This is a genomic window from Pseudomonas deceptionensis, assembly GCF_900106095.1.
GTDB lineage: Bacteria > Pseudomonadota > Gammaproteobacteria > Pseudomonadales > Pseudomonadaceae > Aquipseudomonas > Aquipseudomonas deceptionensis.
In genome coordinates, this window is the sequence record NZ_FNUD01000002.1 from 1,296,109 (window position 1) to 1,321,424 (window position 25,316).

Here is a 25,316-nt window from a genome sequence, read left to right on the forward strand (position 1 = left end):
CGTTGACGACCTTCGCGAGCAGGCTCGCTCCCACAGGCAATGGTGCTGCGTAGCTGCTCAGCGGCGCTCTTTAAGCCCCATCTTCACCCGGCCTTCTGCCGGGCTCAGCACGCGGGCGCCAAGGCGGCTGAGGATCTCGGCGGCGCGTTCCACCAGTTGGCCGTTGGTGGCCAGCACCCCGCGGTCCAGCCACAAGTTGTCTTCGAGCCCAACCCGCACGTTGCCGCCCAGCAGAACCGCCTGCGCGGCCATCGGCATTTGCATGCGGCCAATCCCGAAACCGGCCCACACCGCATTGGCGGGCAGGTTGTCGACCATGGCTTTCATGCTGGTGGTGTCCGCCGGCGCGCCCCACGGGATACCCAGGCACAGCTGGAACAGCGGGTCATCAAGCAAACCTTCCTTGATCATTTGCTTGGCGAACCACAGATGGCCGGTGTCGAAAATTTCCAGTTCGGCTTTCACGCCCAGTTCCTGGATACGCTTGGCGCCCGCCCGCAGCTGTGCCGGGGTGGACACGTAAATCGTGTCGCCGTCGCCAAAGTTCAGGGTCCCGCAGTCCAAGGTGCAGATTTCCGGCAGCAGCTCCTCGACGTGAGCCAGGCGGGTCAGCGGGCCGACCAGATCGGTATTGGGGCCAAACTCCATCGGGTTCTCGCCGGGGCCGATATGCAAGTCACCGCCCATCCCGGCCGTGAGGTTGACGATGATGTCGATGTCCGCCTCGCGGATGCGCTCCATCAGTTCGCGGTACAGCGCCACATCGCGGCTGAACTGCCCGGTTTTTGGATCGCGCACATGGCAATGCACCACCGTGGCTCCGGCCTTGGCCGCTTCCACGGCAGCGTCGGCAATTTGTTTGGGCGTGACCGGCACTAAAGGGCTGCGCCCGCTGGTGTCGCCGGCACCGGTGAGTGCGCAGGTGATGATGACGTCGTGGTTCATGGGGCATTTCCTTGGGGCGTAGAGCGCCACACCGCAGCCATTGCGGGCTGCGAGGGTGGGCTCGGTGTTGAATTATTTAGCGCTGAGCTTCAGGTGTTCGGCAGCGGGTTTGCCATCCACGGTGGTGACGCCTTCAAGCCAGCGCTGCAGGTCTTGCGGATGGTCCTTGAGCCACTGGCGGGCCGAGACTTGGGCATCCTTGTGGTCCAGTAGCGGCTGCATCATGCGGCTCTCGTCTTCAGCGCTGAAAGTCAGGTTGCTGAGCAAACGACTGACGTTCGGGCAGCGGCTGGCGTAGTCCGGGGTGGTGACGGTCCATACCGTGGCCAGGCCCTCATCAGGGCCCAAGGCATTTTCGCTGCCGGTGAGGTAGGTCATGTCCTGATTGATGTTCATCGGGTGCGGGGTCCAGCCGAAAAACACAATCGGCTCGTTGCGATTCACCGCGCGGGTTACCGCCGAGAGCATCCCGGCCTCACTGGACTCCACCAGCTGGAACTTGCCCAGGCCAAACTGGTTTTTCTCGATCATGGCCTTTATTTGGGTGTTGGCGCCGGAGCCCGGTTCGATCCCGTAAATCTTGCCACCCAGCTCTTTCTCGAACTTGGCAATGTCGGCAAAGCTCTTGAGCCCCTTGTCCGCCATATAGGTCGGTACGGCGAGCATGGCCTTGGCGTCTTTAAGGCTCGGCTCGGCCAGTACCGTGACCTGTTTGGCGTCCACAAACGGGGTAATGCTCTGGTTCATGATCGGGTTCCAGTAACCCAGAAACATGTCCAGTCGCTTGTCACGCATGCCGGCGAAGATGATTTGCTGTGAGGCACTGGTTTGTTTGGTTTTATAGCCGAGACCGTCGAGCAGGGTTTGCGCCATGGCGCTGGTGGCGATCACGTCGGTCCAATTGACCACGCCCATGCGTACGTTCTTGCACGATGCATCCTCAGCCGCCAACACGTAGGGGCTCAGTACCAACAGGCAACAGCTGATCAGTCGTTTCATGGGTGGGGCCTCGGCAGGTTGTTATTGGGGGTATCGGCGTCTTTGTGCGCCGTGATGCCAAGGTACGCAGGCTGGGTGCTGCGCAACCGCACTGGGGCGACGTGGATTTGCACTGCAGCGACCTGACTGTGTTTCAATCCGCTGAACCGATTTGCGAGCGCCCCTATGGCCCAGGATTTTTACTTCCTTCTGCTGCCCGGCTTTTCCTCAATGGGCTTTATTTCGGCCATCGAGCCGCTGCGGGTGGCGAACCGTTTTCGCGGTGAGCTGTATCGCTGGCACGTGCTCAGCTGCGAGGGGGGCGCCGTGTTGGCGAGCAACGGCATGTCGGTCAATGCCGAGGGCGGGCTGGGGGCACTTGAAGCCGGTGCGACGTTGCTGGTGGTGGCCGGCTTTGATCCGCTGACCCACGTGACCCCGGCCTTGATCCAGTGGCTGCGGCGCCTGGACAACGACGGCGTAACCTTGGGCGGCATCGACACGGGCAGCGTGGTTCTGGCACAGGCGGGCCTGCTCGACGGCTATCGCCTCACCCTGCACTGGGAGGCGCTGGAAGCGTTCAAGGAGTCATACCCCAAGCTGCACGTGACTCAGGAACTGTTTGAAATTGACCGCCAGCGCATCACCTGTGCGGGTGGCACTGCCTCCATCGACCTGATGCTGGATCTGATTGCCCAGGCCTATGGGCCGGAGTTGGCGATTCAGGTATCGGAACAGTTCGTGCTCGGGCGCATCCGGCCCCGCAAAGACCACCAGCGCATGCAGGTTGCCACGCGTTATGGCATCCACAACAAAAAACTGGTGCAGGTGATTGGCGAGATGGAACAACACAGCGAGCCGCCGCTGAGCACCTCGCAACTGGCGCTGGGCATCAACGTTACCCGGCGCCAGCTGGAGCGCCTGTTCCGTTTGCACCTGAACGACACCCCGCGCAACTTCTACCTGGGCCTGCGCCTGGAAAAAGCCCGGCAACTGCTGCGCCAGACCGACATGAGCGTGCTGGACATCAGCATTGCGTGCGGCTTCGAATCACCGTCGTATTTCACCCGCAGCTACCGGGCACGGTTTACCTGTGCGCCGAGGCAGGATCGGGTGACGGGTACTAACCCTTAAGCAACGCCGCACACGCTGCCTTGAACGCGTCATGCTGATATTTGTTCAGCGAGGCGGGCAGGTCGAAGGCGTGTTTCTTGAATTGCGCGTTGAGGGTTTGCGGGGACAGCAGTTGCACGTCGCAATCGTCCAGCAACTGGATAAGGCCTTCGATCTTGAACGTGGTCGGGCCACCGGCGAACTCGCCTTTTTTACTGCGCTTTTTGATCACGATGCGGGTGATGGCGTTGGCCTTCACAAAGGCTGCAACCTGCGCCGCGAAGGCTTTGACGCTGGCAGCGTTTTCATCGTCGTCGAGGGCGATCTTTTTGGTGGCATTGGCCACGTGCTCAAGGCCATTGGCGCCCTGCGTGGCCAGGGCGAAGATGGCTTCGCTGCCTTTGATTTCGATACCGCAAATAGTCATAAAAACCTTTTCCTGGGGGCGGATGTAAAGCCTGTAGCCGCTGCCGAAGGCTGCGACAAGGGCCGAAGGATCTTCGCTCCTGAAAAGGCGCGGCCCCTTCGGGCCCGATCGCAGCCTTCGGCAGCGGCTACAAAAAAGCGGGGGTCACTCCTGCCCGATCGATTCCAAAAATTCTGAGCGGTCGTCGCTGATACGGGCCATGCAGTCGTTTTGGGCGATGTTGAAGGTTTCGGTGCCGGCAGTGGCAGGGAACACGGCAATCGCGCAGTCGGCGTCTCGCTGGTGCAACCACAGCGCCTGGGCGGTCTTGATTTTGCTGATGATGTTATTGAGCTGGGTCGGATTATTGCCGTACAGCGACGTCATGCGCTCCTGCAAGGCCTCGTAGTTTTCAGTCAACAACAGCTCGGCAGCATTCTTGCTGTACACCGAACACGCCAGTGTTTGCTGGTCGTTTTCTACCGCATCACACGGGTTGTAGTCGGCATCATCGGCGGCGTAGGCGCCGCTGCTGATCAACGCCAAGGCCAGGAGAATCGATTTCATTGCGGCTTCCTAATCCATAGTTGGGGCAGATTCTGGCTTATGCGTCGGCCAAAGAACAGTCACGCAGCATAGGCCATGACATTGCCGTTGACCGCATTGTCGTGGATTGACGCTTTCGGCAATTGCGCTGTCGCTTTTGCACCCGGCTGGTTTTGACCCCGGGCCTATGCTGGCCCCAAAGCGCCGGCAGACGATTCGGCGCAACAAAACGCCAATAAGGGGACGCCTGATGAGCCCAGCCGAGTTGCACGCCGACAGCATCGTTATCGACGGGCTGATCATTGCCAAATGGAACCGCGAACTGTTCGAAGACATGCGCAAAGGTGGCCTCACGGCAGCCAACTGCACCGTCTCGGTATGGGAAGGCTTTCAAGCCACGATCAACAACATCGTCGCCAGCCAGACCCTGATCCGTGAAAACAGCGACCTGGTGATCCCGGTCAAGACCACCGCCGACATTCGGCGTGCCAAGGCGCTGGGCAAAACTGGGATCATCTTCGGCTTCCAGAACGCCCATGCCTTTGAAGACCAGCTCGGCTACATCGAGATCTTCAAGCAGCTCGGGGTTGGCGTGGTGCAGATGTGCTACAACACCCAGAACCTGGTGGGCACCGGTTGCTACGAACGCGATGGCGGGCTCTCGGGCTTTGGCCGCGAGGTGGTGGCTGAAATGAACCGTGTCGGGATCATGTGCGACCTGTCCCACGTGGGCTCCAAAACCTCGGAAGAGGTGATCCTGGAATCGAAAAAACCGGTCTGCTACTCCCATTGCCTGCCGTCCGGCCTTAAAGAACACCCGCGCAACAAATCCGACGCTGAACTCAAATTCATTGCCGACCATGGCGGCTTTGTCGGCGTGACCATGTTCGCGCCGTTTCTGGCCAAGGGCATCGATTCGACCATCGACGACTACGCCGAAGCCATCGAGTACACGATGAATATCGTCGGTGAAGACGCCATTGGCATTGGCACCGATTTCACCCAGGGCCACGGTCAGGACTTCTTCGAGATGCTGACCCACGACAAGGGCTATGCCCGCCGTCTGACCAGCTTCGGCAAGATCATCAACCCGCTGGGCATCCGCACCGTGGGCGAGTTCCCCAACCTCACCGAAACCCTGCTCAAACGCGGCCACCCCGAGCGCGTGGTGCGCAAGATCATGGGCGAGAACTGGGTCAACGTCCTTAAGGACGTCTGGGGCGAATAAGCGCCGTCAATCAGTTGCTTTGTGCCCTGTAGCCGCTGCCGAAGGCTGCGATGGGGTGCGAAGCGCCCCCGCAGATTCTGAAGGTCCTTCGGCCCTTATCGCAGCCTTCGGCAGCGGCTACAGGGTTACTCAATATTTGGAGTTTGATGTCATGGCTAAAATCGCCCCGCAATTGCCTATCGAAGTCGACAGCGAAACCGGCGTCTGGACCTCCGACGCCCTGCCGATGCTCTACGTGCCCCGGCATTTTTTCGTCAACAACCACATGGGCATCGAAGAAGTCCTGGGCGCTGACGCCTATGCCGAAATCCTCTACAAGGCCGGCTACAAATCCGCCTGGCACTGGTGCGAAAAAGAAGCCGAATGCCACGGCATCGAAGGCGTCGCGGTGTTCGAACACTACATGAAACGCCTGTCCCAGCGCGGCTGGGGCCTGTTCACTATCCAGGACATCGACCTGGATAAAGGCACCGCCACCATCAAGCTTGAACACTCCTGCTTCGTCTACGTGTACGGCAAGGTCGGGCGCAAGGTCGACTACATGTTCACCGGCTGGTTTGCCGGCGCCATGGACCAGATTCTGCAAGCGCGCGGCAGCCACATTCGCACGGTGGCCGAACAGGTTTATAGCGGCTCGGAAGAAGGCCATGACCACGGCTTGTTTATCGTCAAACCGTTGTAAGGCGAGGATCGGGATATGGCGTTCGAAGCAATGTTTGAGCCGATTCAAATCGGCAAACTGACCATCCGCAACCGTGTGCTCAGCACCGCCCACGCCGAGGTCTATGCCACCGATGGCGGCATGACCACCGAGCGTTACGTGCAGTACTACGAAGAAAAGGCCAAGGGCGGTATTGGCCTGGCGATCTGCGGCGGCTCATCGGTGGTGGCCATCGACAGCCCGCAAGAGTGGTGGAGTTCGGTCAACCTGAGCACCGACCGCATCATCCCGCACTTCCAGAACCTGGCCGACGCCATGCACAAGCATGGCGCCAAGATCATGATCCAGATAACCCACATGGGCCGCCGCTCGCGCTGGGACGGCTTCAACTGGCCAACCCTGATGTCACCTTCCGGCGTGCGCGAACCGGTGCACCGCGCCACCTGCAAAACCATCGAGCCCGAAGAAATCTGGCGCGTGATCGGCAACTACGCCAGCGCCGCTGGCCGGGCCAAAAAAGGCGGGCTGGACGGTGTGGAACTGTCGGCCGTGCACCAGCACATGATCGATCAGTTCTGGAGCCCGCGCGTCAACAAACGCACCGATGAATGGGGCGGCAGCTTTGAAAACCGCATGCGCTTTGGCCTCGAAGTGCTCAAGGCCGTGCGCGCTGAAGTCGGCCCGGATTTTTGCGTGGGCATTCGCCTGTGCGGCGACGAATTCCACCCCGATGGCTTGAGCCACGAGGACATGAAGCAAATCGCCAAGTACTACGACGACACCGGCATGCTCGACTTTATCGGCGTGGTCGGCTCGGGCTGTGATACCCACAACACCCTGGCCAACGTGATTCCGAACATGAGTTATCCACCGGAGCCGTTTTTGCATTTGGCGGCCGGTATCAAAGAAGTAGTCAAGGCGCCTGTACTGCACGCGCAAAACATCAAGGACCCGAACCAGGCCACGCGCATTCTGGAAGGCGGTTATGTGGACATGGTGGGCATGACCCGCGCCCACATCGCCGACCCGCACCTGATTGCCAAAATCAAAATGGGCCAGATCGACCAGATAAAACAATGCGTGGGCGCCAACTACTGCATCGACCGTCAGTACCAGGGGCTGGACGTGCTGTGCATTCAAAACGCTGCCACCAGCCGTGAGTACATGGGCGTGCCGCACATCATCGAAAAATCCGCCGGGGTCAAACGCAAGGTGGTGATCGTCGGCGCCGGCCCGGCCGGGATGGAAGCGGCGCGGGTGGCTGCCGAACGCGGGCATGACGTGACCCTGTTCGAGAAAAAGGAGGCCATTGGCGGGCAAATCACCACCGCATCCAAAGCTCCGCAACGGGATCAGATGGCCGGCATCACCCGCTGGTTTCAACTGGAGCTCGCGCGCCTGAAGGTTGACCTGCGCCTGGGCACGGCAGCCGATGCGGCAACGATTCTCGACCTGCGCCCCGACATTGTGGTGCTGGCTGTCGGCGGGCATCCGTTTGTGGAGCAGAACGAACACTGGGGTGCGGCCGAAGGCCTGGTGGTCAGCAGTTGGGACGTACTCGACGGCAAGGTCGAGCCGGGCAAAAACGTGCTGGTGTACGACACCATTTGCGAATTCACCGGCATGTCGGTGGCCGACTATGCCGCCGAAAAAGGCAGCCAGGTCGAGATCGTCACCGACGATACCAAGCCCGGCGTGGCGATTGGCGGCACTTCATTCCCCACCTACTACCGCAGCCTGTACCCCAAGGAAGTGATCATGACCGGGGACATGATGCTGGAGAAGGTCTACCGCGAGGGCGACAAGCTGATTGCGGTGCTGGAGAACGAGTACACCGGGGCCAAGGAAGAGCGCGTAGTGGATCAGGTGATCATTGAAAACGGCGTGCGCCCGGATGAAGAGTTGTATTACGGGCTCAAGCCGGATTCGCGCAACAAGGGCCAGATCGATGTCGAGGCTTTGTTCGCAATCAAGCCGCAGCCATGCCTGAGCGAAGCGGGGGACGGGTACTTGCTGTTCCGCATCGGCGACTGCGTGGCACAGCGCAACGTACATGCGGCGATCTATGACGCGCTGCGGTTGTGCAAGGACTTTTGAGTTCACCCCTGGCCCTCACCCTAACCCTCTCCAAGAGGGAGAGGGGACTGACCGCACGCGGATTCAAAGCCACCACACATCAGCCCCCTCTCCCTCCGGGAGAGGGCTGGGGTGAGGGTTTTGTGTTGACACCGAATATTGATGGGAGCCACCCATGCTGAACTTTCTTCTCCCCATTCTGTTATTCGCGGCACTGGTCCTCGCCTTTATCGGCGCCATCCGTCGAATGAACATGTGGCGCCGCGGCCGCCCGGCCAAGGTCGATTGGTTGGGCGGCCTGCTGGCCATGCCCAGGCGTTACATGGTCGATCTGCACCACGTGGTTGCCCGTGACAAATACATGGCCAACACCCACGTCGCCACCGCCGGCGGCTTTGTGCTGGCGGCGGTGCTGGCGATTCTGGTGCACGGTCTGGGGCTGCATAACCGCATCCTGGGTTATGCCTTGCTGTTCGCCACGGCGCTGATGTTTGTCGGCGCGCTTTTTGTATTCAAACGTCGCCTCAACCCGCCGTCGCGTTTGTCCAAAGGCCCGTGGATGCGCCTGCCGAAAAGCCTGCTGGCGTTCTCCGTGAGCTTTTTTATCCTCACCTTGCCGGTGGCCGGTTTGTTGCCCGAAGGCTTTGGCGGCTGGGTGCTGGCGGCGATACTGGCCGTTGGTGTGCTGTGGGGCGTGTCGGAACTGTTTTTCGGCATGACCTGGGGCGGGCCAATGAAACACGCCTTCGCCGGCGCCCTGCATCTGGCCTGGCATCGCCGGGCCGAGCGCTTCGGCGGCGGCCGCTCTACAGGTTTGAAACCACTGGACCTGGACGACCGTACCGCGCCCCTGGGTGTGGAAAAACCCGCGGATTTCACCTGGAACCAGTTGCTCGGCTTTGACGCCTGCGTGCAATGCGGCAAGTGCGAAGCCGCGTGCCCGGCGTTTGCCGCCGGGCAGCCGCTCAACCCCAAGAAGCTGATTCAAGACATGGTGGTCGGTCTGGCGGGCGGCACCGATGCGCACTTCGCCGGCAGCCCGTACCCCGGTAAACCGATTGGCGAACACGGCGGCAATCCGCATCAGCCCATCGTCAACGGTCTGGTCGATGCGGATACGCTGTGGTCCTGCACCACTTGCCGTGCCTGCGTCGAAGAGTGCCCGATGATGATCGAGCACGTGGATGCCATCGTTGATATGCGCCGCTTTCTGACCCTGGAAAAAGGCGCGACCCCGAACAACGGCGCCCAGGTGCTGGACAACCTGATTGCCACCGATAACCCCGGCGGTTTTGCACCGGGCGGCAGGATGAACTGGGCCGCGGATTTGAATCTCGACCTGATGCGCGACAAGCCTTCGGCGGATGTGCTGTTCTGGGTCGGTGACGGCGCTTTCGACATGCGCAACCAGCGCACCTTGCGTGCCTTCGTCAAAGTACTGAAAGCGGCCGGGGTCAACTTTGCCGTGCTCGGCCTGGAAGAACGCGACAGCGGCGACGTGGCCCGACGCCTGGGTGATGAAGCGACCTTTCAGGCTCTGGCCAAACGCAATATCCAGACCCTGGCGCAGTATCGGTTCAAGCGCATCGTCACCTGTGATCCCCACAGTTTCCATGTGCTGAAAAACGAATACGGCGCCTTTGGCGGCGATTACCTCGTGCAGCATCACAGCACCTACATGGCCGAACTGATCGACGCCGGGGCGCTCAACTTGACGGCAGATTCGGGTGGCAGCGTGACGTATCACGACCCGTGCTACCTGGGCCGCTACAACGGCGAATACGAGGCACCGCGTGCGGTGCTGCGAGCGCTGGGCATTGAAGTCAAAGAGATGCAGCGCTCGGGCTTTCGCTCCCGTTGCTGCGGCGGTGGCGGCGGGGCGCCGATTACCGACATCCCGGGCAAACAGCGGATTCCCGACATGCGCATGGACGATATCCGGGAGACGGGCGCCGAGCGCGTAGCGGTGGGTTGCCCGCAATGCACCGCGATGCTCGAAGGTGTGGTCGAACCGCGCCCACTGATCAAAGACATTGCCGAGCTGGTGGCCGACGCCCTGATTGAAGACGCGCCGTCCGCCAGATCGACCCGGCGCGAAGCCCCGGAGGTGATCGCATGAGTGACATTATCCGCCGCGACCCACGCGCCGAGTGGATCGCCCGCAACCGGCTGCACCCGCTGCATGCGGCCATGCAGCCGAACCTGCAAAGCTGGATGGGCCCAAACGGCGTGCTGCGCAAAAATGTGCACGGCGTGGGCTTTATCGGCCCCAACGGTATCAAACGGATCGACCGCAGCGGCGCGCAGCAGGGCGGGGCAACCAAGCGCTCGGCCAGTGTTGCCGTGCAATTGCCGCTGCATCAGGTGCCGGCCCCGGCGTTTTATGTCTGCGTAGTGCCGGACATGGTTGGCGGGCGCCTGAGCAGCCACGACCGCGACCTGCTGGGCCTGGCCCATCAATTGGCGGGCGCCGACGGCGCGGTGCTGGCGGTGGTGTTTGGCGAATCCAAGGAAACGACCTTCGCCACGGCGGGCGTTGACCGACTGCTGTTTCTGGACAGCGATGGTTATGCACCGGAACAGCGGGTACTGGGGCTTCGGGCTGTGGATAACCAGTTCTCGCCTCGGCACTGGCTCCTGCCGGACAGCCGCAACGGCGGCGGTGAATTGGGCCGCCGTTTTGCGGCCAGCCTGGGCGAACGCCCGGCCACCCGGGTGTGGCAGGTCAAGGACGGAACGTGTATCGGCCGCGCCGGCGCTGGCTTGCAGGACGTGGCGCAGCCGTTGCCGCGCTTGATCCTGGCCGCTGCCGAATGCGCCGAACCGGTCAGCGAAACCCGCCATGAAGCCGTGACGGTGCAGTTATCCACAGCGGTGGTGGACTGCTTGCCACGGATTGAAGATCTGGGGGCGGTGGAGGTCGACCCGGCGGCCATTCCCATGGCCGAAGCCGAATTTATCGTCAGCGGCGGCAACGGGGTTAAAAACTGGGAACTTTTCCACAGGGCGACTGCTGCGTTGGGCGCCACGGAAGGGGCCTCACGGGTGGCGGTGGATGATGGCTTCATGGGCCGCGACCGGCAAGTCGGCGCCAGCGGTACCTGGGTCACGGCGCGGGTCTACGTGGCGGTCGGCATCAGCGGCGCGATCCAGCACCTGCAAGGCATCGGTGCGTGCGACAAGGTGGTGGCAATCAACCTCGACCCGGGCTGCGACATGATCAAACGCGCGGACTTGTCGGTCATTGGCGATGGCGCAGCGATTCTTGAAGCCTTGATTGTGGCTGTGGATAACTGGCGCCAGAGCACCCTCACCCCAGCCCTCTCCTTGAGGGTGAAGGGCTTTTGATTTGGAGAAGGACCTATGAGCATCGCCACCGTTGCACTGGTTTCAATCGGCATCCATCCCGCCTCCGGCCGTCTGCGCCGGGCCGAGCAGGACGCCCGTGCCGTCGAACTGGGCCTGGAGCTGGCCGGGGATAACTTGCACGTGCTGCACGCAGGCAACCCCCACGAACCCGCGCTGCGGGCGTATCTGGGCATGGGGCTGGACGAATTGCACGTGCTGGAGCAACCGGACGGTGCCGATGCCGTGCCGGTATTGCGCGACTACATCCGTGAAGCTGGCGTACAGCTGGTGCTCAGCGGTAGCCAGGCAGAGACCGGAGAGGGTTCCGGGATGTTGCCGTACCTGCTGGCCGAGCAACTGGGCTGGCCGTTGCTGGTGGGTGTGGCGCAGATCGAATCTATCCACAGCGGTGTGGCGCTGGTGCTGCAAGCGCTGCCCCGTGGCCAGCGGCGACAGCTCAAAGTGCGGCTGCCCTTTATTGCTACTGTGGATAACGCGGCGCCCAAGGCTCGGCAAAGCGCCTACGGCCCGGCGATCCGGGGGGCGGTCAATGCTGAAGTGGTTGAAGTGAAGGTCGATGAGTTATCCACAATCGGGGTTCTGCAACCGGCCAAGCCTCGGCCCAAGCGTTTGAAAGTGATCAAGGCCAAAAGTGGTGCCGATCGCATGAAAGCCGCCACAGCCAAGGCCGCTGGCGGTTCGGGCCAGGTCCTCAAGGGCGTCAGTGCGCAAGAGGGCGCTCAGGCCATTTTGAAGTTATTGATTGAGGAAGGCGTGGTGCGCTGACCTTTACCCACAAACTCTGTTAGCGCTTATGTGGATAAGTTGTTTGCTGTCGGCTAAGAGCCATATAAACCGTGGCTTGCAGACTTCTGATCAAAAAACACCCAATTCAGTGCTTTATCCACAGATCAACCTTAAAACCCCTGAAGAATCGGTGCCTTAAGGGGTTTTCCACAGTAAAGGGCGGCGGTGCATAAGTTGCACACAATCTCTGTTGGTGGATATGTGGATAAGGTGTTTGCGGCTGGCTACAGGCCACGTGTTACGTGGTCTACAGGGTGTTGTACAAAAAACGACCAATTCGTCTTTCAAGGACAACTTGTCCACTTCCCCACAATTGCTGTGGGTGTGCCTGTGGACAAGATGTTGGTGAAGGGCTGTGGGCCATAGCGCACAAGGGCTGTAGCCTTCTGTTCAAAAAATAGCCAATACGCAACTCTGTAGATACTCTGTTGTAGGTCAAGCCCTACTGTGGGAGCGAGCCTGCTCGCGAACGACCTTCGCGAGCAGGCTCGCTCCCACAGTTGCCGTTGTCCTGTAGCCGCTGCCGCAGGCTGCGATCGAGCCCGCAGGCCTCGCACCTTAAACAGCGAAGGTCCTTCGGCCCTTAACGCAGCCTTCGGCAGCGGCTACAGGATCATTGGGCCAACACCCCTTTAAGGTACGCCGCTGGCGCTGCGCCCAGATTGCTCAGCAGGCGCTCGCTGTACCAGTCCACAAAGTTGACCACACCAAACTCGTATGTTTGGGAATACGGCCCCGGCTGGTAAGCGACGGAGTTGATGCCGCGCTGGTTTTCTTCTGCCAGTTTGCGGTCCTGATTGTTGGTGGCGTCCCACACATTTCGCATGCGTTCCACGTCGTAGTCCACGCCTTCCACCGCGTCCTTGTGTACCAGCCATTTGGTGGTCACGACGGTTTCTTGCGCGCTGATCGGCCACACCGTGAACACGATGATGTGATCGCCCATGCAGTGGTTCCATGAATGCGGCAAGTGCAGGATGCGCATCGAGCCCAGGTCCGGGTTCTTGATCCGGCCCATGAGCTTCGCGCAGCCCTGTTTGCCATCCAGGGTCATCGACACCGTGCCCTTGAGCAGCGGCATGCGCACGATGCGGTTGCGCAGGCCAAAACTGGCGTGGGCGTAAGGGATCTTTTCTGCATCCCAGGCGGCGGCAGAGGCAGCGACGTGATCCTTGAATGCCTGATCAGCGCGAGGGTCGGTGACGTCGTCCCATTCCAGCAGGGTTTTCAGCAATTCGGGGTGCGACGCATTGCAGTGATAGCACTCGCGGTTGTTTTCCAGCACCAGCTTCCAGTTGGCTTTTTCCACCAGGGTGGTGTGAATCGCCACCTTGGTGTTTTCCATGTCGTAGGGTTCCATGTAGTGGTTCAGCGTGGCCAGGAACTCATCGATGGCGGGCGGGTTCTCGGCCAGGCTGATAAAGATGTAGCCGCCCGCGGTTTTGACGTTCACCGGCTTGAGGCCGTATTGCTTCATGTCAAAGTCGGCGCCCATCTCGGTGCCGGCAAACAGCAGGCGCCCGTCCAGCTCGTAGGTCCATTGGTGGTAATGGCACACCAGCTTGGCGACCTTGCCTTTTTCGCTGGTACACAGCCGCGAGCCACGGTGGCGGCATACGTTGTGGAACGCGTGGACCTGACCTTCGGCGCCCCGAATCACGATGATCGGGTTTTTGCCCACTTGCAGGGTCAGGAAGTTGCCCTTGGTCGGGATCTCGCAGGTCATGCCTGCAATCAGCCACTCCTTCTGGAAGATCTCCTGCATGTCGATTTCGAACAGGCGCTCGTCGTTATAGAAGGGCTGCGGCAGCGAAAACGTTCGTTCGCGGGTTTGCAGCATCTCGGCGGTGGCCTTGCGTGCGGGTTCCAGTGGATCGCCCAGGCTCAGGTTTGCGGTGACGTCCATCGTTGTAATCCTCATGGCCATCGTAGGTGGCCTAAAAGTGGCTGATCAGGGGTGCGACGCAAGGCAAAGCATTTGATGTGGTGAGTGGCGCTGAGTGTGCGTTCGAAGTGCGCAGATGCCATATCTGCGGGCGACATGGCCAAATCTGTTCCCGACGCGCGAGCCCCTGTTTTCAGGGGCTGGTCGCCATAAGCATGTGAATGTCGCGAATAGGTAAATGGCCGCCTCGGTGCATGCGCAGAATCGCCAGCAAGAGGCCGGTTGTCGGCCGTGGAGAAACCCATGTCCAACAGCTTTCTGAATCCGGTAACTACCCAGACCTGGGCCAACGGTCGACACATCGTGCGATGCGTCAAAGTGATTCAGGAAACCTGGGACGTTCGTACCTTCTGTTTTATGGCCGACCAGCCGATTCTGTTCTTTTTCAAGCCGGGGCAGTTCGTGACCCTGGAGCTGGAAATCGACGGCGACCCGGTGATGCGCTCTTACACCATCTCCAGCTCGCCCTCGGTGCCTTACAGCTTTTCGGTGACCATCAAGCGCGTGCCGGGCGGGCGGGTGTCCAACTGGTTGCACGACACCCTCACTGAAGGCCAGGAGCTGGCCGTTCACGGGCCGGTCGGGCTGTTCAACGCCATCGATGCCCCGAGCCCCAAGGTGCTGTACCTGAGTGGCGGGGTGGGGATTACCCCGGTGATGTCGATGGCGCGCTGGTTTTACGACACCAACGCCAATGTCGACATGGTGTTTATCCACAGCGCCCGTTCGCCCAAAGACATCATTTACCACCGCGAGCTGGAGCACATGGCTTCGCGCATCGACAACTTCAGCCTGCACCTGATCTGCGAAAAACATGGCCTGGGCGAACCCTGGGCCGGGTATCGCGGTTACCTGAACCACAAAATGCTGGAGCTGATGGCGCCCGACTTCATGGAGCGCGAAGTGTTTTGCTGCGGGCCGACGCCGTACATGAGTGCGGTCAAGCGCCTGCTGGACGCCAACGGTTTTGACATGAGCCGTTATCACGAAGAGTCTTTCGGCGCGACCCCGCCCGAAGCCCGGGCCGATGCGGTGGAGCAAGCCGAACAGGCCGCTGACGCGCCGGAGCTGGACCTGGCGGATTTGAACCAGGTGGAATTCACCGCCTCTGGAAAAAGCATCCGTGTGGGCCCGGCCGAAACCGTGCATGCGGCGGCAGCCAAGCTGGGGCTGTTGATCCCCAAGGCATGCGGCATGGGCATTTGCGGCACGTGCAAGGTGTTGAAACTGGGTGGCGAAGTCGAGATGGAGCACAACGGCGGCATCACTGACGAAGACGTAGCGGAAGGCTACATCCTGTCGTGCTGCAGCGTGCCGAAGGGGGATGTGCGGATCGAGTTTTAGATCAGGGAGGTGTTCTTGTGGGGTGTTCTCGGCCAAGTCGGGAACAAAGACCCGAAACCACAGTCTTTAGGGCTCTGAAAGGCAGGTTGCCGCTAGCTTAGCCGGTGACTTTTCTTTATCGTACGCGCCCTCTGAAACTGCTTGAGATCACTACCATGATGGAATCATCCCTTAGCAAACTGGAACAACTGGTCAGCGACCTGGTTCAACAAAAGCAAGAGCTGTTGGACACCAACGCTGCGCTGAACGCTGAACTGACCCAGGCCAAAGACGAAAACGAAAGCCTGCAACTGAGCCTGATGGAACAGGAAGAGAAGCAAGGTGCAACCGCTGCCCGCATCCAGGCACTGGTTGAGCGCGCGAGCCCTGTCAGCGCATGAGCGTGGACAGAGACGGAGTAAATGTCGTCTCGATTCTGGGTAACGACTACACGATCAAAGCGCCTGAGGGGGAGCAACAAACCCTGATGGCCGCCACGGTCATGTTGAAAGCCGCCCTGGCCGACACGAAAAGAAAGTACCCGAGCTTGATCGGGGACAAATTGCTGGTGCTGGCGGCGCTGAATCTGTGTTCACAGCAGATTGAGCTCAAGCAGCAACACAAACAGGAACTCGACCGTTATCAAGAGCAAGTCAGCGCCACGGTCGATGTGATTGAGCGAACGATCGGGCAATCCTGATTATTCGCCAAACTCTGTAGCCGCTGCCGAAGGCTGCGATGGGTTGCGAAGCGACCCAAGATTTTAAAGGTCCTGTGGACCTTATCGCAGCCTGCGGCAGCGGCTACAGTGATCTCGGTTGTTTACCCCGCCATCACTTCGCGAATATCCGCCGCCAATTCCCGCACTCGCGCCTCTTCGGTGTCCCACGAGCACATGAAGCGTGCGCCGCCTTTGCCGATAAAGGTGTAGAAACGCCAGCCCTTGGCGGTCAACGCAGCCACCGCCGGTTCCGACAGTTGCAGGAACACGCCGTTGGCCTCCACCGGGAACATCAGCTCAACCCCCGGAATGTCACTCACCAACTGGCTCAGCAATTGGGCGCAGTGGTTGGCGTGGCGGGAGTGTTTGAGCCATGCGTCGTTTTCCAGCAAGCCCACCCAGGGTGCCGACAAGAAACGCATTTTCGATGCCAGTTGCCCGGCCTGTTTGCAGCGGTAGTCAAAGTCCACGGACAGGTCGTGGTCGAAGAACAGAATCGCTTCACCCACCGCCATACCGTTTTTGGTCCCGCCAAAGCACAGCACGTCCACGCCGGCTTTCCAGCTCAGCTCTGCCGGCGTGCAGCCCAGGAAGGCGCAGGCGTTGGAGAAGCGGGCGCCGTCCATGTGCAGCAACAAGCCCAGCTCTTTGCACGTGGCGCTGATGGCGCGGATTTCTTCAGGGCGGTACACACTTCCGACTTCAGTGGCCTGGGTGATGGTGACCACCCGCGGTTTTGGGTAGTGGATGTCTTTGCGCTTGAGGGCGATTTCGCGGATCGACTCGGGGGTGATCTTGCCGTTTTCAGTACGGGCGATCAGCAGCTTGGAGCCGTTGGAGAAGAACTCCGGGGCGCCGCACTCGTCGGTTTCGACGTGGGCAGTCTCGGAGCAGATCACGCTGTGGAAGCTCTGGCACAACGACGACAGCGCCAGGGAGTTGGCGGCGGTGCCGTTGAAGGCGAAATAGACCTCGCAGTCCGTTTCGAACAGTTTGCGAAAGTCGTTTGCGGCGCGCAGGGTCCACTCGTCATCGCCATATGAGCGTTGATGGCCGTGGTTGGCCAGTTCCATGGCGTTCCAGACTTCAGGGCAGATACCGGAGTAGTTGTCGCTGGCGAATTGTTGGCTCTTGTCAGTCATTTCCCGGTTCCTTGGTCGAAGTTCGTGGTGCACTTTATCCAAGATTTTGACGGGTGCACAGGCACGACTCAAAGTGCGGAAAAGCCCTACAAAAGAATTACTCATTAACCCCGCTAAACCTGTAGCCGCTGCCGAAGGTACGAGGCTGCGTCCGGCGACGAAGTCGTCGCAAATCCGACAAACGCGGTATACCTGAAATGCCGGGTTGTATGGTTTTACGACAGCTTTGCAGCCGGACGCAGCCTCGCTCCTTCGGCAGCGGCTACAAAGAGACATCGCACAGGTATCTGCTTTTGCCCCATGTCGTAAACGCACCATTGCGTGGCGTCCATAGGCATTTGATCTGCCTGCGCCGGCTCTACCATCTGGCTCAAAGGGCACAAGCCCCACCGAGACCAAAGGCGCGCTGGCGCTGGGAGACACGCAATGTTCAGCAAGCAGGATCAGATCCAGGGCTACGACGATGCCTTGTTAGCGGCCATGAATGCCGAAGATCAGCGTCAGGAAGATCACATCGAGCTGATCGCCTCCGAGAACTACACCAGCCAGCGCGTGATGCAAGCCCAGGGCAGCGGCCTGACCAACAAGTACGCCGAGGGCTACCCCGGCAAACGCTACTACGGCGGTTGCGAGCATGTGGATAAAGTCGAGCAATTGGCCATCGACCGCGCCAAACAACTGTTCGGTGCCGATTATGCCAACGTGCAACCACACTCCGGCAGCCAGGCCAACGCGGCGGTGTATCTGGCGTTACTGAATGCCGGTGACACCGTGCTGGGCATGAGCCTGGCCCACGGCGGGCATTTGACCCACGGCGCCAGCGTCAGCTTCTCCGGTAAGTTGTACAACGCGGTGCAGTACGGCATCGACACCGCTACCGGCCTGATCGACTACGACGAAGTGGAACGTCTGGCGGTTGAGCATCAGCCAAAAATGATCATTGCCGGCTTCTCGGCATACTCCAAATTCCTCGATTTCCCACGCTTTCGTCAGATTGCCGACAAGGTGGGCGCCTACCTGTTTGTGGACATGGCTCACGTGGCCGGTCTGGTTGCGGCGGGTCTGTACCCGAACCCGCTGCCTTACGCCGACGTGGTGACCACCACCACCCACAAAACCCTGCGCGGCCCCCGCGGCGGTCTGATTCTGGCCAAGGCCAACGAAGCCCTGGAAAAGAAACTCAACTCGGCGGTGTTCCCCGGTGGTCAGGGCGGCCCGCTGATGCACGTGATCGCGGCCAAGGCGGTGTGCTTTAAAGAAGCGCTGGAACCGGGCTTCAAAACCTATCAGAAGCAGGTGATTGAAAACGCCCAGGCCATGGCCGAAGTGTTTATCAAGCGCGGCTTCGACGTGGTTTCGGGCGGTACCGACAACCACCTGTTCCTGCTCAGCCTGATCCGTCAGGGCCTGACCGGCAAAGACGCCGACGCTGCCCTGGGCCGTGCCCATATCACGGTCAACAAAAACGCCGTTCCCAATGATCCGCAATCGCCGTTCGTGACCTCGGGCCTGCGCATCGGTACTCCGGCAGTGACCACGCGCGGGTTCAAAGTGGCGCAATGCACGGAGCTGGCAGGCTGGATCTGCGACATCCTCGATCACTTGGGCGATGCCGACATTGAGGCCGACGTTGCCCGCCAGGTGACCTCGCTGTGCAAAGACTTCCCGGTTTATCGCTGAGCGCGTTTTTGGAGTAAACCCTATGCAACGGTATTCAGGCTTCGGCCTCTTCAAACACTCCCTCAGCCACCACGAAAACTGGCAGAAGATGTGGCGCACCCCGACCCCGAAAAAGGTCTATGACGTGATCATCGTCGGCGGTGGCGGGCACGGGCTGGCGACGGCCTACTACCTGGCCAAGGAACATGGCATTACCAACGTGGCGGTGGTCGAAAAGGGCTGGCTGGGCGGCGGTAACACGGCGCGCAACACCACTATCGTGCGTTCCAACTACTTGTGGGACGAGTCGGCGCACCTGTACGAACACGCGATGAAGCTCTGGGAAGGCTTGTCCCAGGACTTGAACTACAACGTCATGTTCTCCCAGCGGGGTGTGTACAACCTGTGCCATACCCTGCAAGACATCCGCGACTCGGAACGCCGGGTCAGCGCCAACCGCCTCAACGGCGTAGACGGCGAACTGCTTAACGGCAAACAAGTGGCGGACGAGATTCCGTACCTCGATTGCTCAAAAAATACCCGCTACCCGATCATCGGCGCCACCGTACAACGCCGTGGCGGCGTGGCCCGCCATGACGCCGTGGCCTGGGGCTTTGCCCGTGCCGCAGACGCGCTGGGCGTGGACCTGATCCAGCAAACCGAAGTGCTCGGTTTTCGCAAGGAAAACGGCGTGTGCATCGGCGTTGAAACCAGCAAGGGTTTTATCGGCGCCAAGCGCGTGGGCGTGGTCACGGCTGGCAACTCCGGACACATGGCGCGCCAGGCCGGGTTCCGCCTGCCGATCGAATCGCACCCGCTGCAAGCGCTGGTGTCGGAGCCGATCAAGCCGATCATCGACAGCGTGATCATGTCCAACGCGGTGCACGGCTACATCAGCCAGTCCGACAAGGGCGACCTGGTGATCGGTGCCGGGATCGACGGCTACAACGGCTACGGCCAGCGCGGCTCGTACCCGGTGATCGAACACACGATCCAGGCGATTGTGGAAATGTTCCCGGTGTTGTCCCGCGTACGCATGAACCGCCAGTGGGGCGGCATCGTCGACACCACCCCCGACGCGTGCCCGATCATTTCCAAAACCCCGGTGCCGAATCTGTTTTTCAACTGCGGCTGGGGCACGGGTGGCTTCAAGGCTACGCCGGGCTCGGGCAACGTATTTGCCGCCAGTTTGGCCAAGGGTGAAATGCACCCGTTGGCTGCCCCTTTTTCCATTGACCGGTTCCACACCGGTGCCCTGATCGACGAACACGGCGCTGCCGCTGTCGCCCACTAACAGAGGAATTACCCATGCTCCATATCTTCTGTCCCCATTGCGGCGAATTGCGCTCCGAAGAGGAATTTCATGCCAGCGGCCAGGCGCACATCCCGCGCCCGCTCGACCCTGGCGCCTGCACCGACGCCGAGTGGGGCGACTACATGTTCTTTCGCGACAACCCCCGGGGCCTGCACCACGAACTGTGGAACCACGTCGCCGGTTGCCGCCAGTTCTTCAACGCCACGCGCAACACCGTGACCTACGAAATTCTTGAAACTTACCTGATTGGCACCCAGCCGCAGTTCACTGAACAGGCGGCGCCACTGACCACCACGGCCACCCGCGAGCAGGGAGAAAAGGTATGAGCCAGACCCATCGCTTGCCTAATGGCGGCCGCGTAGACCGCAGCAAAGTGCTGACCTTTACCTTCAACGGTCAACAGTACAAAGGCTATGAGGGCGACAGCCTGGCCGCAGCGTTGCTGGCCAATGGTGTCGACGTTATTGGTCGCAGCTTCAAATATTCCCGGCCTCGTGGCATCTATGCCGCCGGTGCCGAAGAGCCCAACGCGGTGCTGCAAATCGGCGCCACCGAAGCCACCCAGATCCCTAACGTGCGCGCCACGCAACAGGCGTTGTACCAGGGCCTGGTTGCCACCAGCACCAACGGCTGGCCCAACGTGAACAACGACGTGATGGGGATTTTGGGCAAGGTGGGCGGCAAGCTGATGCCGCCGGGCTTCTACTACAAAACCTTCATGTACCCGCAGTCGTTCTGGATGACTTACGAGAAGTACATCCGCAAGGCTGCAGGCCTGGGCCGTTCGCCGACGCAGAACGATCCCGATACCTATGACTACATGAACCACCACTGCGACGTGCTGATCGTCGGCGCAGGCCCGGCGGGTTTGGCCGCGGCACTGGCGGCGGCACGCAGCGGCGCCCGCGTGATCGTGGCCGATGAGCAGGAAGAGTTCGGCGGCACCCTGCTCGACAGCCGTGAAAGCCTGGACGGCAAACCGGCCATGGAGTGGGTCGGCAAAGTTATTGCTGAACTCAAGGAACTGCCGGGCGTGACGCTGTTGCCTCGGGCGACAGTGAACGGCTATCACGACCACAACTTCCTGACCATCCACGAGCGCCTCACCGACCATCTTGGCGACCGTGCCCCGATTGGCCAGGTGCGTCAGCGCATCCACCGGGTTCGGGCCAAGCGCGTAGTACTGGCTACCGGCGCCTGCGAGCGGCCATTGGTGTACGGCAACAACGACGTGCCGGGCAATATGCTGGCGGGCGCAGTGTCTACGTACGTACGCCGCTACGGCGTGGCGCCGGGCAAAAAACTGGTGCTCAGTACCAACAACGACCATGCCTACCGCGTTGCGCTGGACTGGCTCGATGCGGGTCAGCAGGTGGTGGCTGTCGCCGATGCGCGCAGCAACCCTCGCGGCGCATTGGTCGAGGCCGCGCGTGCCAAAGGCATCCGCATTTTGACCGCCAGTGCGGTGATCGAAACCCGTGGCAGCAAGCACGTGACCGGCGCCCGTGTGGCGGCGATTGATCTTAAATCCAACAGTGTCGCCAGCCCTGGTGAATGGCTGGAGTGCGACCTGGTTGCCACGTCTGGCGGCTACAGCCCGGTGGTGCATCTGGCCTCGCACCTGGGCGGCAAACCGACCTGGCGCGAAGATATTCTGGGTTTTGTACCCGGCGAAGCCCCGCAAAAGCGTGTGTGCGTAGGCGGTATCAATGGTGTCTACGGGCTGGGCGACAGCCTGGCCGATGGTTTTGAAGGTGGCGTGCGTGCTGCCAGCGAAGCCGGCTTCAAAGCGGTGGAGGGCGTGTTGCCCAAAGCCCTGAACCAGCATCAGGAGCCAACGCTGGCACTGTTTCACGTGCCTCACGAAAAGGGCACTGCACGGGCGCCGAAGCAATTTGTCGACCTGCAAAACGACGTCACTGCCGCTGCAATCGAACTGGCAACCCGCGAAGGTTTCGAGTCGGTCGAGCACGTCAAACGCTACACCGCGCTGGGCTTTGGCACCGATCAAGGCAAGCTGGGCAACGTCAACGGGCTGGCCATCGCGGCGCGTTCGCTGAACGTGACCATCCCGCAGATGGGCACCACCATGTTCCGCCCCAACTACACGCCGGTGACTTTCGGCGCCGTGGCGGGCCGGCATTGCGGGCATATTTTTGAGCCGGTGCGTTACACCGCGCTGCAAGCCTGGCACGTCAAACAGGGCGCCGAGTTTGAAGACGTCGGCCAATGGAAACGCCCGTGGTACTTCCCGCGTAACGGCGAAGACCTGCACGCGGCGGTCAAGCGCGAGTGCCAGGCGGTGCGTGACAGCGTCGGCATTCTCGATGCTTCGACCCTGGGCAAAATTGATATCCAGGGCCCGGATTCTCGGGAATTCCTCAACCGCATCTACACCAACGCCTGGACCAAACTGGACGTCGGCAAGGCGCGTTACGGTCTGATGTGCAAAGAAGACGGCATGGTCTTCGATGACGGCGTAACGGCCTGCCTGGCCGACAATCACTTTGTAATGACCACCACCACCGGCGGTGCGGCCCGCGTGCTGCAATGGCTGGAAATCTACCAGCAGACCGAGTGGCCTGACCTGAAGGTGTACTTCACGTCGGTCACCGACCACTACGCGACCCTGACCCTGTCCGGCCCCAACAGCCGCAAGCTGCTGAGCGAAGTGACCGACATCGATCTGGACCGCGAAGCTTTCCCGTTCATGACCTGGAAGGAAGGTCTGGTCGGCGGTGTACCGGCGCGGGTCTTCCGTATCTCGTTTACCGGTGAGCTGTCGTACGAGGTCAATATCCAGGCCGACTACGCGATGGGCGTACTGGAAAAAATCGTCGAGGCGGGCAAGCAATACAACCTCACCCCCTATGGCACCGAGACCATGCACGTGCTGCGGGCCGAGAAGGGTTTCATCATCGTCGGCCAGGACACCGACGGCTCCATGACCCCGGATGACTTGAACATGGGCTGGTGCGTGGGCCGCACCAAACCGTTCTCGTGGCTCGGCTGGCGCGGTATGAACCGTGAAGACTGCGTGCGTGACCAGCGCAAGCAGCTGGTGGGGCTTAAACCGGTTGACGCGACCCAATGGCTGCCGGAGGGCGCGCAACTGGTGTTCGATCCGAAGCAGACGATCCCGATGACGATGGTCGGTCACGTGACGTCCAGCTATGCCCACAACTCACTGGGTTATTCGTTTGCCATGGGTGTGGTCAAAGGCGGTTTGAAGCGCATCGGTGAGCGTGTGTTTTCGCCTCAGGCCGATGGCAGCGTGATCGAGGCCGAGATCGTGTCTTCGGTGTTCTTCGACCCGAAAGGCGAGCGGCAGAATATTTGAGTGGAGCCCTTTCGCGAGCAGGCTCGCTCCCACGGTGAATGGTGGGAGTCAATCAACACAACATTGCTAACGGGTGATCCATGACCACAGCCAACGTATACCAACAACGCCCGGACTCGGGCGCCAAAGCCGAGTCTTCGTTGCACCAGGCCAATCTTGCGGGCCTGATCGGCAAGGGCCGAAAAAACCCTGGTGTGACCGTGCGCGAGAAAAAATTGCTGGGCCATCTGACCCTGCGCGGCGACGCCAAAGATCCGGCTTTTGCCGAAGGCGTGCACAAGGCCCTGGGGCTGGAATTGCCCGTTGCCCTGAGCCTGGTGGCCAAGGACGACACCTCGTTGCAATGGATGGGGCCGGATGAGTGGTTGCTGATCGTACCCGGCGGCCAGGAATTCGCCGTGGAACAAGCGTTGCGGGCGGCACTGGCCGGGCTGCATATCTCGGTGGTGAACGTCAGCGGCGGGCAACAACTGCTGGAGCTGAGCGGGCCAAAGGTGCGCGAAGTGCTGATGAAGTCCACCAGCTACGACGTACATCCGGACAACTTCCCGGTGGGCAAAGCGGTGGGCACGGTGTTCGCCAAGTCGCAGCTGGTGATCCGCCATACCGGCGAAGACACCTGGGAACTGCTTATCCGGCGCAGCTTTTCGGATTATTGGTGGCTATGGTTGCAGGATGCAGCGGCGGAGTATGGGTTGAGTGTCGAGGCCTGAGTAACGGCTGGCCCTCACCCCAACCCTCTCCCGGAGGGTGAGGGGGCTTGATGTGTGCAGCGCCACAAACCTGCTTTTGCTTTTAGTCCCCTCTCCCTCCGGGAGAGGGCTAGGGTGAGGGGCTCTGGCTTTTCACATAAAAAACAACAAGGACTCCCGTCATGAGCCGCGCCCCTGATACCTGGATTCTTACCGCGGACTGCCCGAGCCTCCTGGGCACGGTGGATGCGGTCACGCGTTATCTGTTCGAGCACAGTTGCTACGTCACCGAGCACCACTCTTTCGACGACCAGCGCTCGTCGCGTTTTTTCATTCGCGTCGAGTTCCGCCAGCCCGACGGCTTCGACGAACACCAGTTTCGCGCGGGCCTGGCCGAGCGTGGCCAGGCCTTCGGCATGACTTTCGAACTGACGCCGCCCCATCACCGGCCCAAAGTGCTGATCATGGTGTCCAAGGCCGATCACTGCCTTAACGACCTGCTGTATCGCCAGCGCATCGGCCAGTTGTCGATGGACGTGGTGGCCGTGGTCTCCAATCATCCCGATCTTGAACCGCTGGCCAGCTGGCACGGCATCCCTTACCACCACTTCGCGCTGGACCCGGCCAACAAACCGGCGCAAGAGGCCAAGGTGTGGCAAGTGATCGAAGACACCGGCGCCGAACTGGTGATTCTCGCCCGTTACATGCAAGTGCTGTCCCCCGAGCTGTGCCGCAAGCTCGACGGCAAGGCGATCAATATCCACCACTCGTTGCTGCCCGGTTTCAAAGGCGCCAAGCCCTATCACCAGGCCTACGAGAAGGGGGTCAAGCTGGTAGGCGCCACGGCGCATTACATCAATAACGACCTGGACGAAGGTCCGATCATCGCTCAGGGGGTCGAGGCGGTTGATCACAGCTATTACCCCGAAGACCTGATCGCCAAGGGGCGGGACATCGAAGCCCAGACACTGGCCCGAGGTGTGGGCTATCACATAGAGCGGCGCGTTTTCCTAAATGGAGGTCGTACGGTGGTGCTCTGACGCCAACCGCAAGTTCTAAGCTGCACGCAGC

22 protein-coding genes are annotated in these 25,316 nt (G+C 60.8%); 16 read left to right on the top strand and 6 right to left on the bottom strand.

Going from position 1 to position 25,316, the window contains the following annotated elements; translation table 11 throughout:
* Positions 1–57 precede the first annotated feature (57 nt).
* A complete protein-coding gene (gene cdhC, locus BLW11_RS05810; protein WP_048361190.1) occupies positions 58–945 on the bottom strand; it encodes a 3-dehydrocarnitine:acetyl-CoA trimethylamine transferase CdhC in 888 nt (295 codons plus the stop codon).
* 72 nt (positions 946–1,017) lie between these two features.
* Entirely contained in the window at positions 1,018–1,944 is a 927-nt protein-coding gene (locus BLW11_RS05815) for a choline ABC transporter substrate-binding protein (protein WP_048361189.1), read from the bottom strand.
* Between the two features lie 165 nt (positions 1,945–2,109).
* Here BLW11_RS05815 and BLW11_RS05820 point away from each other — a divergent pair, with 165 nt between their 5' ends.
* Positions 2,110–3,057: a GlxA family transcriptional regulator gene (locus BLW11_RS05820; RefSeq protein ID WP_048361188.1), complete on the top strand. Its 948-nt coding sequence runs from the start codon at positions 2,110–2,112 to the stop codon at positions 3,055–3,057.
* Here the strand turns inward: BLW11_RS05820 and BLW11_RS05825 are convergent.
* Positions 3,047–3,463 carry a DUF3010 family protein gene (locus BLW11_RS05825; RefSeq protein WP_048361187.1) on the bottom strand — a complete coding sequence of 139 codons (417 nt, stop codon included), beginning with the start codon at positions 3,461–3,463 and terminating at the stop codon, positions 3,047–3,049. The genes BLW11_RS05820 and BLW11_RS05825 overlap by 11 nt on opposite strands.
* A gap of 144 nt (positions 3,464–3,607) precedes the next feature.
* Entirely contained in the window at positions 3,608–4,009 is a 402-nt protein-coding gene (locus BLW11_RS05830; protein WP_048361186.1) for a lysozyme inhibitor LprI family protein, read from the bottom strand.
* 229 nt (positions 4,010–4,238) lie between these two features.
* On the opposite strand from BLW11_RS05830, the gene BLW11_RS05840 reads away from it, so the two are divergent.
* The 6 genes from BLW11_RS05840 to etfB all read left to right on the top strand — a co-directional run bounded on the left by BLW11_RS05840 (position 4,239) and on the right by etfB (position 12,087).
* Entirely contained in the window at positions 4,239–5,216 is a 978-nt protein-coding gene (locus BLW11_RS05840) for a dipeptidase (RefSeq protein WP_048361185.1), read from the top strand.
* 151 nt (positions 5,217–5,367) lie between these two features.
* Positions 5,368–5,898 (top strand): 4-vinyl reductase, encoded by a 531-nt coding sequence (locus BLW11_RS05845; protein ID WP_048361184.1) that lies wholly within the window; start codon positions 5,368–5,370, stop codon positions 5,896–5,898.
* Positions 5,899–5,913: 15 nt separating this feature from the next.
* Entirely contained in the window at positions 5,914–7,974 is a 2,061-nt protein-coding gene (dgcA, locus tag BLW11_RS05850; RefSeq protein WP_048361183.1) for a dimethylglycine demethylation protein DgcA, read from the top strand.
* A gap of 154 nt (positions 7,975–8,128) precedes the next feature.
* Entirely contained in the window at positions 8,129–10,072 is a 1,944-nt protein-coding gene (dgcB, locus tag BLW11_RS05855) for a dimethylglycine demethylation protein DgcB (protein ID WP_048361182.1), read from the top strand.
* Positions 10,069–11,301: an electron transfer flavoprotein subunit alpha gene (etfA, locus tag BLW11_RS05860; protein ID WP_048361181.1), complete on the top strand. Its 1,233-nt coding sequence runs from the start codon at positions 10,069–10,071 to the stop codon at positions 11,299–11,301. The genes dgcB and etfA overlap by 4 nt, the downstream gene beginning before the upstream one ends.
* A 15-nt stretch (positions 11,302–11,316) precedes the next feature.
* Positions 11,317–12,087, top strand: a complete 771-nt coding sequence (etfB, locus tag BLW11_RS05865) for an electron transfer flavoprotein subunit beta (RefSeq protein ID WP_048361180.1) — start codon at positions 11,317–11,319, stop codon at positions 12,085–12,087.
* Positions 12,088–12,721: 634 nt separating this feature from the next.
* On the opposite strand, the gene gbcA is transcribed toward etfB, so the two are convergent.
* On the bottom strand, positions 12,722–14,014 hold the full coding sequence (gene gbcA, locus BLW11_RS05870; RefSeq protein ID WP_048361179.1) for a glycine-betaine demethylase subunit GbcA: 1,293 nt from the start codon (positions 14,012–14,014) through the stop codon (positions 12,722–12,724).
* A 282-nt stretch (positions 14,015–14,296) separates the two neighbouring features.
* Here gbcA and gbcB point away from each other — a divergent pair, with 282 nt between their 5' ends.
* The 3 genes from gbcB (at position 14,297) to BLW11_RS05890 (ending at position 16,076) form a co-directional block, all read left to right on the top strand.
* Positions 14,297–15,397 (top strand): glycine-betaine demethylase subunit GbcB, encoded by a 1,101-nt coding sequence (gbcB, locus tag BLW11_RS05880; RefSeq protein WP_048361178.1) that lies wholly within the window; start codon positions 14,297–14,299, stop codon positions 15,395–15,397.
* A gap of 155 nt (positions 15,398–15,552) precedes the next feature.
* The gene (locus BLW11_RS05885) at positions 15,553–15,777 is read left to right on the top strand and encodes a hypothetical protein (RefSeq protein WP_048361177.1); all 225 of its coding nucleotides are present in this window, start codon (positions 15,553–15,555) and stop codon (positions 15,775–15,777) included.
* Complete coding sequence (locus BLW11_RS05890) at positions 15,774–16,076, top strand: cell division protein ZapA (protein WP_048361176.1); 303 nt, start codon at positions 15,774–15,776, stop codon at positions 16,074–16,076. The genes BLW11_RS05885 and BLW11_RS05890 overlap by 4 nt, the downstream gene beginning before the upstream one ends.
* Positions 16,077–16,198: 122 nt before the next feature.
* Here the strand turns inward: BLW11_RS05890 and BLW11_RS05895 are convergent, their stop codons facing one another.
* Positions 16,199–17,239 (bottom strand): threonine aldolase family protein, encoded by a 1,041-nt coding sequence (locus tag BLW11_RS05895; protein WP_048361175.1) that lies wholly within the window; start codon positions 17,237–17,239, stop codon positions 16,199–16,201.
* 426 nt (positions 17,240–17,665) lie between these two features.
* Between BLW11_RS05895 and glyA the strand changes: the two genes are divergently transcribed.
* The 6 genes from glyA (at position 17,666) to purU (ending at position 25,285) form a co-directional block, all read left to right on the top strand.
* On the top strand, positions 17,666–18,919 hold the full coding sequence (gene glyA, locus BLW11_RS05900; RefSeq protein WP_048361174.1) for a serine hydroxymethyltransferase: 1,254 nt from the start codon (positions 17,666–17,668) through the stop codon (positions 18,917–18,919).
* A 22-nt stretch (positions 18,920–18,941) separates the two neighbouring features.
* Entirely contained in the window at positions 18,942–20,192 is a 1,251-nt protein-coding gene (locus tag BLW11_RS05905; protein WP_048361173.1) for a sarcosine oxidase subunit beta, read from the top strand.
* Positions 20,193–20,206: 14 nt separating this feature from the next.
* Positions 20,207–20,539, top strand: coding sequence for a sarcosine oxidase subunit delta (locus tag BLW11_RS05910; protein WP_019822974.1), 333 nt, complete (start codon positions 20,207–20,209; stop codon positions 20,537–20,539).
* Positions 20,536–23,553: a sarcosine oxidase subunit alpha gene (locus tag BLW11_RS05915; RefSeq protein WP_048361172.1), complete on the top strand. Its 3,018-nt coding sequence runs from the start codon at positions 20,536–20,538 to the stop codon at positions 23,551–23,553. The genes BLW11_RS05910 and BLW11_RS05915 overlap by 4 nt, the downstream gene beginning before the upstream one ends.
* A gap of 80 nt (positions 23,554–23,633) precedes the next feature.
* Positions 23,634–24,266, top strand: coding sequence for a sarcosine oxidase subunit gamma (locus BLW11_RS05920; protein ID WP_048361171.1), 633 nt, complete (start codon positions 23,634–23,636; stop codon positions 24,264–24,266).
* Positions 24,267–24,427: 161 nt separating this feature from the next.
* Positions 24,428–25,285: a formyltetrahydrofolate deformylase gene (purU, locus tag BLW11_RS05925; protein ID WP_048361170.1), complete on the top strand. Its 858-nt coding sequence runs from the start codon at positions 24,428–24,430 to the stop codon at positions 25,283–25,285.
* Positions 25,286–25,316: the final 31 nt, after the last annotated feature.

Bases quoted from the DNA above. Each gene is read 5' to 3' on its own strand.
- cdhC (WP_048361190.1), bottom strand. From the start codon at position 945: ATGAACCACGACGTCATCATCACCTGCGCACTCACCGGTGCCGGCGAC.
- BLW11_RS05815 (WP_048361189.1), bottom strand. From the start codon at position 1,944: ATGAAACGACTGATCAGCTGTTGCCTGTTGGTACTGAGCCCCTACGTG.
- BLW11_RS05820 (WP_048361188.1), top strand. From the start codon at position 2,110: ATGGCCCAGGATTTTTACTTCCTTCTGCTGCCCGGCTTTTCCTCAATG.
- BLW11_RS05825 (WP_048361187.1), bottom strand. From the start codon at position 3,463: ATGACTATTTGCGGTATCGAAATCAAAGGCAGCGAAGCCATCTTCGCC.
- BLW11_RS05830 (WP_048361186.1), bottom strand. From the start codon at position 4,009: ATGAAATCGATTCTCCTGGCCTTGGCGTTGATCAGCAGCGGCGCCTAC.
- BLW11_RS05840 (WP_048361185.1), top strand. From the start codon at position 4,239: ATGAGCCCAGCCGAGTTGCACGCCGACAGCATCGTTATCGACGGGCTG.
- BLW11_RS05845 (WP_048361184.1), top strand. From the start codon at position 5,368: ATGGCTAAAATCGCCCCGCAATTGCCTATCGAAGTCGACAGCGAAACC.
- dgcA (WP_048361183.1), top strand. From the start codon at position 5,914: ATGGCGTTCGAAGCAATGTTTGAGCCGATTCAAATCGGCAAACTGACC.
- dgcB (WP_048361182.1), top strand. From the start codon at position 8,129: ATGCTGAACTTTCTTCTCCCCATTCTGTTATTCGCGGCACTGGTCCTC.
- etfA (WP_048361181.1), top strand. From the start codon at position 10,069: ATGAGTGACATTATCCGCCGCGACCCACGCGCCGAGTGGATCGCCCGC.
- etfB (WP_048361180.1), top strand. From the start codon at position 11,317: ATGAGCATCGCCACCGTTGCACTGGTTTCAATCGGCATCCATCCCGCC.
- gbcA (WP_048361179.1), bottom strand. From the start codon at position 14,014: ATGGACGTCACCGCAAACCTGAGCCTGGGCGATCCACTGGAACCCGCA.
- gbcB (WP_048361178.1), top strand. From the start codon at position 14,297: ATGTCCAACAGCTTTCTGAATCCGGTAACTACCCAGACCTGGGCCAAC.
- BLW11_RS05885 (WP_048361177.1), top strand. From the start codon at position 15,553: ATGATGGAATCATCCCTTAGCAAACTGGAACAACTGGTCAGCGACCTG.
- BLW11_RS05890 (WP_048361176.1), top strand. From the start codon at position 15,774: ATGAGCGTGGACAGAGACGGAGTAAATGTCGTCTCGATTCTGGGTAAC.
- BLW11_RS05895 (WP_048361175.1), bottom strand. From the start codon at position 17,239: ATGACTGACAAGAGCCAACAATTCGCCAGCGACAACTACTCCGGTATC.
- glyA (WP_048361174.1), top strand. From the start codon at position 17,666: ATGTTCAGCAAGCAGGATCAGATCCAGGGCTACGACGATGCCTTGTTA.
- BLW11_RS05905 (WP_048361173.1), top strand. From the start codon at position 18,942: ATGCAACGGTATTCAGGCTTCGGCCTCTTCAAACACTCCCTCAGCCAC.
- BLW11_RS05910 (WP_019822974.1), top strand. From the start codon at position 20,207: ATGCTCCATATCTTCTGTCCCCATTGCGGCGAATTGCGCTCCGAAGAG.
- BLW11_RS05915 (WP_048361172.1), top strand. From the start codon at position 20,536: ATGAGCCAGACCCATCGCTTGCCTAATGGCGGCCGCGTAGACCGCAGC.
- BLW11_RS05920 (WP_048361171.1), top strand. From the start codon at position 23,634: ATGACCACAGCCAACGTATACCAACAACGCCCGGACTCGGGCGCCAAA.
- purU (WP_048361170.1), top strand. From the start codon at position 24,428: ATGAGCCGCGCCCCTGATACCTGGATTCTTACCGCGGACTGCCCGAGC.